Origin of the sequence: Streptococcus loxodontisalivarius, from assembly GCF_016908645.1 — a bacterium.
Lineage (GTDB): Bacteria > Bacillota > Bacilli > Lactobacillales > Streptococcaceae > Streptococcus > Streptococcus loxodontisalivarius.
In genome coordinates this window covers 1-1,034 of sequence record NZ_JAFBEH010000094.1, presented here as the reverse complement: position 1 = coordinate 1,034, position 1,034 = coordinate 1, and the positions used below count along the sequence as shown (strand labels likewise).

Below are 1,034 nucleotides of genomic sequence, written 5' to 3'. Positions count from 1 at the left end.
AAAAAAACATCTCAGAGAGATATAATGTAGTCACCACAACACACACTAGAAGGACTCCGAGATGCAAGAATATTATACACCAAAAGGCAAACATTTAACAATAACTGAACGTCATTTGATTGAGCGTTGGCTTCAAGAAGGACATTCTCATCGCGAAATCGCTAGAAGATTGGGAAAAGCTCCTCAAACTATTAACAACGAAATCAAACGTGGTCTAGTCAGACAAGTAGTTCGTAAGGGAAGATTTAAGAAGGTTTACTCAGCGGAATTTGCTCAGAATGCTTATGAGAAGAATCGAAAGCGTTCTGTGAAACCAGTCTATTTGACTAAGGATGTTAAAGAGAAAATCCTTCACTACTGGAAACAGAAATACTCTCCTGAGATGATGGTCAAAGCCAAGGGTATCCCTGTGCCAGTCTCTACAATCTATTATTGGTTTCATCAAGGACATCTTGGGTTATCCCCTAAAGATTTACTCTATCCTAGAAAAGTGAGGGCTCCCAAGAAAATAGCTAGCCCAGACTTTAAACCTGCTGGAAAGTCCATCGAAGAGCGTCCAAAGGTTATCAATCAACGCTTGAGAGTGGGAGACTATGAGATTGATACTGTCTTGCAAACACGGGAGAGAAACCCTTGTCTTCTAACGCTGACTGACCGAAAAACAAGGTATGAGATTATCCGATTGATTCCAAGTAAATCAGCCTCTGCTGTTAATCAGGCCTTGTCTGAAATTCTCAAAGAACATCCCATCAAGTCCATTACTGCCGATAATGGAACTGAATTTAGTCGTTTATCTGAGGTGTTTAATCCAGAAAATATTTACTATGCTCATCCTTATTCCTCTTGGGAACGTGGAACAAATGAAAATCACAATCGACTGATTAGAAGATGGCTACCTAAAGGAAGTAAAAATGCGACCAAGAAACAGATCGCATTTATTGAAAACTGGATAAACAATTATCCTAAGAAAATACTGAGCTATAAATCTCCTAATGATGTTTTACTGAATGGCTAACTTGCACTTGAAATTTAGC

General features: G+C 38.9%; 1 protein-coding gene. It reads left to right on the top strand.

All coding sequences use genetic code 11. From position 1 onward, the window contains the following. Positions 1-61 precede the first annotated feature (61 nt). A complete protein-coding gene (locus tag JOC28_RS10620) occupies positions 62-1,015 on the top strand; it encodes an IS30 family transposase (protein WP_205010638.1) in 954 nt (317 codons plus the stop codon). Positions 1,016-1,034: the final 19 nt, after the last annotated feature.